Raw genomic sequence first — 8,728 nt, forward strand, 5'->3', positions numbered from 1 at the left:
GGCGGTGAGGACGAGGTCGCGGTCGGTGTCGCGGCGCAGCGTCTCGGTGTCCTGACCGGTGTGCAGCGCGAGGATGGCCTCGGTCTCGGCCCGGACGCGGACGACCTCGTCGGCCGCGAGGATGAGGTCGGGGATCGCGCCGCGTCCCTGGGCCGCCGGCTGGTGCAGCACCACCCGCGTGTGGGGCAGGGCCGAGCGGCGCCCGGCCGCGCCCGCGGCCAGCAGCACCGCACCCGCCGCCACGGCCTGCCCGACGCACGTCGTCGCGATCGGGGCACGGACGTAGCGCATGGTGTCGTAGACCGCGAGCATCGCCGCGATGTCGCCGCCCTCGCAGTTCACGTACATCGAGATCTCCTGGTCCGGCGCATCCGCCTCGAGGTGGAGCAGCTGGGCGATCAGCGCGTTCGCGACGCCCGCGTCGATGGCGGTGCCGAGGTAGACGATGCGCTCGGAGAGCAGGTGGGAGTAGACGTCGACCACGCGCTCGCCGCGCGCGTCCCGGGTGACGACGTTGGGGATCGTGTAGGTGGCCATCACGCCGCCGCCATCCCGACGCGGAGCCGGCGCACCGGCATGACCTGGTCGAACGAGGTGACGGTCCCGTCGACGAAGCCGTACTCGCGGGCCTGGTCGGCGGTGAACCACCGGTCGTGCAGGGAGTCCTCGAAGACCCGGTCGGGCGGTTGGCCGGTGTCGGAGGCGATCAGGCCGAGCACGGTGTCGCGGGTGTGACGCAGGTCGTTGGCCTGCACCTCGACCTCCACGGCCGAGCCCCCGATGCCCGACGACCCCTGGTGCATCAGGATCTTGGCGTGCGGGAGTGCGAATCGCTTGCCCGGCGTACCGGCGGAGAGCAGGAACTGGCCGGCGCTGGCGGCGAGCCCGAGCGCCAGGGTCGAGACGTCGCACGGCACGAGCCGCATCACGTCCCGGATCGCCAGCATCGCCGGCACCGACCCGCCGGGTGAGTGGATCCACAGCGCCACGTCGGCCGAGTCGTTCTCCGCGGCGAGGGTGAGCAGGTGGCCGGCGAGGGCGGTGCCGTTGTCGTCGTCGAGGGCGCCGTCGAGCACGAGCACCCGGTGCCGGAGGAGGTTCGCGCGCAGCTCCGGGGAGAAGGTGAGGGAGGTCGAATCGGTCATGGCCCCACCGTCGGGGCCCGGCCGTCCCCCTCGCCACGATCTCCGCCCCCGGCAGCGCGGATCCGCCGTGAGCAGCGCGGGCGGTCAGCGACCCGCCGGGTGCACCGTCACCTCGGCCGCCTTCACGGCGAACCACACCCGGTCGCCGGGCTCGACGTCCAGCTCGGCGATCGCGGCGGGGGTGACGTCGGCGGCGAGCCCGTCGATCCAGGCCGGGCCCCCGGGTACCGGCGCCGCCCGCATCCGCACGAGCTCGCCGTGCGGCTCCATCGCGGCGAGCCGGACCGGCAGGGCGGTGCGGGGCGAGCCGCCCGGCTCGTCGCGGAACACGGCCACGGACGCCGGGGCGAAGAGCGCCACCGCCCGCTCGCCGTCGTCGACCGGCTCCGGGTGGGTCCCGCCGACGACGGTGCCCTCGCCGGTGACCAGTCCGCCCGCGCAGGACCGGCCGGGGACGAGGTCCAGTCCCGCGATCCGCGCCGCGAACGGCGACCGCGGCCGGGTCAGCACCTCGGTGGTGGTGCCGGACTCGACGACGCGCCCGGCGTCGAGGACCAGGATGCGGTCGGCGAGGACAACGGCGTCGAGGACGTCGTGGGTGACCATCAGCGTCGTCACCGCGGTCGCGCGGACGACGCGGCGCAGCAGGGAGCGGACCGCGGGGGTGGCGTCGACGTCGAGGGCCGCGAAGGGTTCGTCTAGCAGCAGCAGCTCGGGTTCGCACGCGAGGGCCCGGGCGATCGCGACGCGCTGCGCCTGGCCGCCGGAGAGCTGCGCCGGGCGTCGGGCGGCGAGCTCCGTCGCGTCGACCTCCGCGAGCCAGTGCTCGGCGGTCCGGCGCGCGGGCCCACGCCCGGCTCCCGTCGAGCGCGGCCCGAAGGCGACGTTGTCGAGCGCGGAGAGATGGGGGAAGAGCAGCGCCTGCTGGCTGAGCAGCCCGACGCGGCGCCGGTGCACCGGCACCGTCTCCGTCGGGGAGCTGAGGGTCCGCTCGCCCAGCACGATCTCGCCGCGCGACGGCCGGTGCAGGCCGGCGAGGGCCCCGAGCAGCGTCGACTTGCCCGCTCCGTTGGACCCGAGGACCGCGACCACCTCGCCGGGCTCGACCGTGAGCGACACGTCGAGCTCGAAGGAGCCGCGGACGACGGCGACGTCGGCGGCGAGCCGGCTCGTCCTGACCACCCCGTCGCTCCGCTCGCCGGTCACCGCAGGTCCCGGGTGCGGCTGACGACGATCACGACGATCGCGATGACGACGAGGACCAGCGACATGGCGACCGCGCCGTCGATGTCGTCCTGCGACTGCAGGTAGATGAGCAGCGGCAGGGTGCGGGTGGTGCCCTGGAGCGACCCCGCGAAGGTGATCGTGGCGCCGAACTCCCCGAGGGCGCGGGCGAACGCGAGCACGCTGCCCGAGAGCAGTCCGGGCAGCACGACGGGGATCGTCACACGCCACAACGTCGTCACCGGGGAGGCCCCGAGGGTCGCGGCGACCGCCTCGTACCGCTCCCCCGCGGTGCGCAGCGCCCCCTCGAGCGAGACGACGAGGAACGGCATGGCGACGAAGGTCTGCGCCAGCACCACCGCGGTCGTCGAGAACGGCACGGTGATGTCGAAGCGCTGGTAGAGGAAGGCCCCGACGGGGCCGGTGCGCCCCAGCAGGAACAGCAGGGTGAGCCCGCCGACCACCGGTGGGAGCACCAACGGCAGGAGCACGACCGAGCGGACGAACGGCAGCCCGGGCAGCCGCGAGCGGGCGAGGACGACCGCGAGCGGCCCGCCGAGGACCAGGCAGCAGACCATCGTCGCCAGCCCGGTCTTCAGCGAGAGCCACAGCGCGGCCAGCGCCGCGTCGGAGGTGACCAGGCCGACGAAGTCCGACAGGTCGACCCGGAGGACGAGCCCCACGACCGGGACGGCGACCAGCAGCCAGCCCAGTGCCGCCGGCACCCACAGGAAGCGGGGGACGGAGCTCACCGGGTCGGGGCCTCCGTCGTTCCGCGCGCCCGGGTCACTTCGTGGCGAAGCCCGCCTGCGTCAGCGCGGCCTTGCCCTGCGGGCCGGTGACGAAGCTGACCCAGGACTGCGCGAGCTGCGGGTCCGCGCTGCCGGTGACGACGCCGATCGGGTAGCTCTGGGTGACGCCCTTCGCCGAGGACTGCGGGAAGTCGACCCCGGCGACCTTGCCGGCCGCGCTCTTGACGTCGGTGAGGTAGACCAGGCCGCCGTCGGCGTTGCCGGTCTCGACCCGCGTCAGCACGCCTTTGACGTCCTGCTCCTCGCTGACCGGCTTCAGCGTCACGTTCGCGGCCTTCTCGGCGGCCGTCGCCGCGGCGCCGCAGGGCACGGCGGGCGCGCACACGACGGAGGTGACGCCGGGCTTGGCGAGGTCGGCGAGCGAGGCGATCTGCTTCGGGTTGTTCGGCGCAACCGCGATCTGCAGCTTGTTCGTCGCGTAGATCAGCGGGTCGCCCTGGATCTTGCCCGCGGCCACGGCCGTCTGCATCGTCGTGGGGCTCGCGGTGGCGAGGACGTCCGCGGGCGCCCCCTGCACGACCTGCTGGGCGAGCTGGTCCGAGCCGCCGAAGTTGAACTTGACGGTCACGCCCGGGTTCGCGGCCTGGAACTGCTGCGCGAGCGACTGGTAGACCTCGGTGAGCGACGCGGCGGCGGACACCGTCAGCGTGCGGGGCGGAGCCTGCGCCGACGAGGACTGACCGCCCGATCCCGAGTCCGAGCCGCCGCAGGCGGCCAGGGTCAGCCCGAGGAGGGCGACGAGCGCCGCGACGAGGACGGCACCACGACGTGCCGTGCGGGCTGAGGGCTGCGTGCTCACGCGGTGCCTCCGGGGGTCTCGACGATGATGTGGGTGGCCTTGACGACGGCGACCGCGAGCGAGCCGACCTCGAGGGCGAGCTCGGTCACGGCCTCGGTGCTCATGAGGGAGACCACGCGGTGCGGGCCGCACTGCATCTCCACCTGGGACATGACCTTGTCGCTCTGGATGTCGGTGACCAGCCCGACGAAGCGGTTCCGGGCGGACCGTCCGACCCCCGACGGGTCGGGGACCGCGTGGGCCTGGGCCCGCGCGAACGCCGCGAGGTCGGCCCCGGCGATGACCTTGCGTCCGCTGCTGTCGGACTCGACGGGGAGCGAGCCGCCGTCGGTCCACCGCCGCACCGTGTCGTCGCTGACGCCGAGCAGCCGGGCTGCCTCGGCGATCCTGAACTGCGTCACGGCGCCGGAGTGTAGAGGCGCAGGTGCGGTTGCGCCGGGGGTGATCGACGGGAATTTCCGTGGCGGGGGTCCGGGTGCCCACGGGCGGGCCTCCCGGGGCCGTCCCGGCAGACCTCGCGATCTGCGCGGTCCGGTGGGAGAGTCCGACGGGTGGACTTCGCACCCAGTGCCGTGGCGGACGATTACACCAAGCGCATGCGCGCCTTCCTCGACGAGTCGATCCTCCCGGCCGAGGCCGAGTACGACGCCTGGCGCGCGGAACGTCGCGGCACCCCCGCCGAGCACGACCTCCCACCCGTCGTCGAGACCCTGAAGGCCGAGGCCCGCGAGCGGGGGCTGTGGAACCTGTTCCTGCCGGCGGAGTCGGGGCTGTCGAACCTGGAGTACGCCTCGGTCGCCGAGGTGACCGGCTGGTCGCCGGTGATCGCCCCCGAGGCGATCAACTGCCAGGCACCCGACACCGGGAACATGGAGACGCTGCACCTGTTCGGGACGGCGCAGCAGAAGCAGGACTGGCTGGTCCCGCTGCTCGCGGGCGAGATCCGCTCGGCGTTCGCGATGACCGAGCCGGCCGTCGCCTCCTCGGACGCCACCAACATCACCACCGAGATCCGCCGCGAGGGCGACGAGTACGTCGTCAACGGCAAGAAGTGGTGGTGCTCCGGCGCCGCCGACAGCCGCTGCGCGATCTTCATCGTCATGGGCAAGACGGACACGGAGGCCTCGAAGCACCGGCAGCAGTCGATGGTGCTCGTGCCCCGCGACACCCCCGGGGTGCACATCACCCGGGCGCTGCCCGTGTTCGGCTACCAGGACCAGCACGGACACTGCGAGATCGAGTTCCACGACGTCCGCGTGCCGGTGTCCAACCTGCTCGGCGAGGAGGGCGGCGGGTTCGCCATCTCGCAGGCCCGCCTCGGCCCCGGGCGCATCCACCACTGCATGCGGCTGATCGGCATGGCCGAGCGCGCGCTCGACGCGATGGTGCGCCGGGCCAACGAGCGCGTCGCCTTCGGTCGCCCGCTCTCCGAGCAGGGCGTCGTGCAGCAGCAGATCGCCGAGAGCCGCATCGAGATCGAGCAGGCCCGGCTGCTGGTGCTCAAGACCGCCTACCTGATCGACGAGGTCGGCTCCCGCGGGGCGGCGACCGAGATCGCGGCCATCAAGGTGATCTGTCCGCGGATGGCGTGCGCGGTGATCGACCGTGCGATCCAGGTGCACGGCGGGGGCGGCGTCTCCGACGACTTCCCGCTCGCGTCCGCGTACGCCTGGGCGCGGGCGCTGCGCCTGGCCGACGGGCCGGACGAGGTGCACCTGCGCACCGTCGCCCGCCAGGAGATCAAGGCCCGGGCCTAACCCCTACGGAACAACCCCAGGGCCCAGGCACGGCCGACCGCCTCGGCGCGGTCGGTCGCGTCGAGCTTGCGGAAGAGCCGGGCGGCGTGGGTCTTCACGGTCTCCCCCGAGAGGTAGAGCCGGCGGCCGATGTCGGCGTTGGTCAGCCCGCGGCCGACGCCGATGAGCACCTGGACCTCGCGGACCGACAGGCCCAGCGAGCGCTGCACCGCGACGTCGACGCGGGTCTCGCCGGTGCGTGCGTCGTCCCGCGAGCCGGGGACGCTCAGAGGCAGCAGGTCCGCGCCGCTCGAGGACTCGCCCGCGACCTCGACGAGGGTGCGTACCAGCGCCCGCGGTGCCTCCCAGCGCAGGAACCCGACCGCCCCGGCGGCCAGCGCCGCCGCCACGGTCCCGGCGTCCTCGGTCGTCCCGGCGAGCAGCACGGCCGTCGTCGGGGCGACCTCGCGCAGCCGGCGGACCAGCGCGGCGACGTCCGCAGCCGGCGACATCCCGACGACGACCACCTCGGTCGGCCCCTCGCCCGCGCGCGCCAGCAGGTCGTCGTCGTCCGCCGTGGTGACGATCTCGTCGACGTCCGCGTGCGCCCGCAACAGGAGCTCCAGCCGATGGCGGGCCTGCTCCCGGACGTCGTGCACGACGCACGTGCGTCCCATCGCCCCCCCTCCATCAGCCCGACCGCTCGACGAGTCCTACCGCGTCACCGCATCGAGTGCACTCCCGGGACCCACACCTCCCCGGAAGTGATGACAGCCGTGTAATTCACCCGCGAAGGTCTCACTCACACGCGTCACGTGCGTGTCGATTGACCACGGAGCGCTGTTGATCCTTTGCTGCTTCGCGGACGGCCCACATCAGCGCGGGCCCCGGACCGGGAGCGGTGATGGTGGATCGGGACGGGCACCGACGGCGGGCGCAGCGGGCGTGGTCGGCACGTACGGGCGCGGCGCTGACCCTGGGCGCGGCGCTGGTGCTCGGCGCCGCGCTCGTACCGGGCGGGACGGCGTGGGCGATCGCGGGCAGCGAGAGCTGGGCGGCGGAGCTGTCGGTGAACGGCGGGGACGACGCGAACGTCGTCGCCCGCGACGGCGCGATCCGGCTGGCGAGCACGAGCCCGCGAACCACGTCGACCGGGCCGGCGCCGGCGGAGGGCGAGCTCCTGCTGCCGCCGCGGCGGGTCACGGCGGTCACCGACCGGGTCACCGCCGACGCCACGGTCGAGCGCCCGGCCGGCTCCGACGTCGTCGTCGCGGTCCGCGGCCTGCGCAGTGACGGCTCGTGGAGCCAGTGGACGACGGCCGCGTCGTCGGCGCCCGCGCTGCTCCCCGAGACCACGCTGGAGGTCCAGGTGCGGGTCACGCTCGTCGCGGGCGCCGGCGGGGCGTCGCCCTCGCTGCGGCGGCTGTGGCTGACCGCCGACCGCGCGCCCGCCGCGACCCCACCGCCGGCGAGCGACGCCCTCACCGCGCGGGTGTTCGCGACCCGCGTCGGGCTGGTCGGGAACCGCACCGCCAACGGGCACCGCGTGGTCGCCGACGACCGCTTCGTCGCGCTGCCCTCGCGCCGCGGGCTCGCGTCGGACGGCGCCGGCGACTACACCGTGCAGGTCTGCACCGACGCCGGCCGGTGCGCCTGGGCCCCGGTGTGGGACCTCGGGCCGTGGAACACGCGCGACGACTACTGGTCCGCCCCCGGCACCCGCGAGTCGTTCGCCGACCTGCCCCGGGGCGTGCCCGAGGCGCAGGCGGCGGCCACCGCTGGCTACGCCCGCGGGCGCGACGGCTCCGGGCGGCGCGTCAGCAACCCGGCCGGGATCGACCTGGCCGACGGGACCTTCACCCGCGACCTGGGCCTGCGCGACAACGCCTGGGTCCAGGCCACCTACCTCTGGACCGGCACCGGCCGCTCGGGCACCGCCCGCGGCGACGACCCGATCACCGTCCGGGCCGCGCCCGCGGCCGACGCCCGCGACGTCGGGGTCGTCGCGCCCCATGCCCGGGTCCCCGTGCAGTGCGCGACGGGCGCCTCGACGCCGGCCGGCCGTACCGGGTCGAGCCCCACCGGCTGGCTGCGCCTCGGCGCCGCCCGCTACGTCCCCGCCAACGCCCTGGAGGCCAGCGATGTCCCCGCGTGCTGAGACCCCGTCCGTATCGGGGTGCCCCCGCTGCGCGGTGCGGGTGGCGGGATTCCTGACCGCGGGTGCGCTGGCGGCGGGCCTGCTCCTCGCCGTGGCGCCGGGTGCCCTCGCCGATCCGCCGACGTCCGTCCTGACGACCACCTCCCCCGGGGAGTCCTGGGCGGCCGAGCTCGCGCTCGACGGCGGGGACGACTCCGGGGTCGTGCTCGCCGACGGCGGGGTCCGGCTGGCCCCGGGCACTCCCGGGCGGGCCGCCGACGGTGTGCTGACCCTCGCGCCGCGCCGGCTCGCGTCGCCGACCACGGAGCTCGAGGGCGTGCTCACCGCGGACCTCCCCGCCGGTACCGGGGTGGACGTGCAGGTCCGCGGGCTCGACCGTCGCGGCGTCTGGACGCAGTGGCTCGGGACCCGGGCGGGCAGGCCCGCACGGCTGGGGACGCCGACCGTCGACGTCCAGGTCCGGCTGCTCCTGCACGGTCCGGACGGGACCACGACGCCGGTCGTGCGGGAGGTGTGGCTGACGGCACGGACGCTGCCGGCGCCCGTGACGACGCCGCGCCCGACCACGACCAGCCCCACGACGACGACCCCGAGACCCACCACGACGACCCCGAGACCCACGACGACGACGGCCCGGCCGGGTCCACCCCGCGCGGGGCCCCCGGGACCGAGGCCACCAGGTCCGCCGCGACCCCCGGGACCGCCGGGTCCGCCGCCGACGCCGCCGGTCTCGACGCCGCCGAAGCCCCCGACGCCGACCACCACGCCGCACCCGACGACGACCACCACCCCCACGACGGCACCGCCGGTCGTGGCGCTCCCGCCCGTGGTCCTCCCGAAGGTCGTCCCGGTCA

The 8,728-nt window shown here is 75.1% G+C and carries 9 protein-coding genes and 1 pseudogene; 3 read left to right on the forward strand and 7 right to left on the reverse strand.

Annotation, left to right across the window (positions count from 1 at the left end):
• From AC0CYZ_RS10895 to AC0CYZ_RS10920, 6 genes are all read right to left on the reverse strand, one after another.
• On the reverse strand, window positions 1–537 hold a 537-nt coding region (locus AC0CYZ_RS10895), incomplete at its 3' end, for a ClpP family protease (protein WP_472215155.1).
• Window positions 537–1,145 (reverse strand): ClpP family protease, encoded by a 609-nt coding sequence (locus AC0CYZ_RS10900; protein ID WP_472215139.1) that lies wholly within the window; start codon window positions 1,143–1,145, stop codon window positions 537–539. The genes AC0CYZ_RS10895 and AC0CYZ_RS10900, both read right to left, overlap by 1 nt.
• An 84-nt stretch (window positions 1,146–1,229) precedes the next feature.
• Window positions 1,230–2,327 (reverse strand): sulfate/molybdate ABC transporter ATP-binding protein, encoded by a 1,098-nt coding sequence (locus AC0CYZ_RS10905; RefSeq protein WP_472215141.1) that lies wholly within the window; start codon window positions 2,325–2,327, stop codon window positions 1,230–1,232.
• A 20-nt stretch (window positions 2,328–2,347) separates the two neighbouring features.
• The gene (locus tag AC0CYZ_RS10910; protein WP_472215143.1) at window positions 2,348–3,121 is read right to left on the reverse strand and encodes an ABC transporter permease; all 774 of its coding nucleotides are present in this window, start codon (window positions 3,119–3,121) and stop codon (window positions 2,348–2,350) included.
• A gap of 34 nt (window positions 3,122–3,155) precedes the next feature.
• Entirely contained in the window at window positions 3,156–3,980 is an 825-nt protein-coding gene (modA, locus tag AC0CYZ_RS10915; RefSeq protein ID WP_472215145.1) for a molybdate ABC transporter substrate-binding protein, read from the reverse strand.
• The gene (locus AC0CYZ_RS10920) at window positions 3,977–4,381 is read right to left on the reverse strand and encodes a TOBE domain-containing protein (protein WP_472215147.1); all 405 of its coding nucleotides are present in this window, start codon (window positions 4,379–4,381) and stop codon (window positions 3,977–3,979) included. The genes modA and AC0CYZ_RS10920 overlap by 4 nt, the downstream gene beginning before the upstream one ends.
• A 150-nt stretch (window positions 4,382–4,531) precedes the next feature.
• Here AC0CYZ_RS10920 and AC0CYZ_RS10925 point away from each other — a divergent pair, with 150 nt between their 5' ends.
• Window positions 4,532–5,737: an acyl-CoA dehydrogenase family protein gene (locus AC0CYZ_RS10925; RefSeq protein WP_472215149.1), complete on the forward strand. Its 1,206-nt coding sequence runs from the start codon at window positions 4,532–4,534 to the stop codon at window positions 5,735–5,737.
• Here AC0CYZ_RS10925 and AC0CYZ_RS10930 read toward each other — a convergent pair.
• Complete coding sequence (locus AC0CYZ_RS10930; protein WP_472215151.1) at window positions 5,734–6,393, reverse strand: helix-turn-helix transcriptional regulator; 660 nt, start codon at window positions 6,391–6,393, stop codon at window positions 5,734–5,736. The two genes, AC0CYZ_RS10925 and AC0CYZ_RS10930, sit on opposite strands and share 4 nt — an antisense overlap.
• A 227-nt stretch (window positions 6,394–6,620) precedes the next feature.
• Here AC0CYZ_RS10930 and AC0CYZ_RS10935 point away from each other — a divergent pair, with 227 nt between their 5' ends.
• The gene (locus AC0CYZ_RS10935; protein ID WP_472215153.1) at window positions 6,621–7,874 is read left to right on the forward strand and encodes a hypothetical protein; all 1,254 of its coding nucleotides are present in this window, start codon (window positions 6,621–6,623) and stop codon (window positions 7,872–7,874) included.
• A gap of 40 nt (window positions 7,875–7,914) precedes the next feature.
• Window positions 7,915–8,728 (forward strand): annotated as a pseudogene (locus tag AC0CYZ_RS10940) (hypothetical protein); the annotation flags it as partial.

The sequence above is a fragment of the Actinomycetospora sp. genome, from assembly GCF_055612215.1.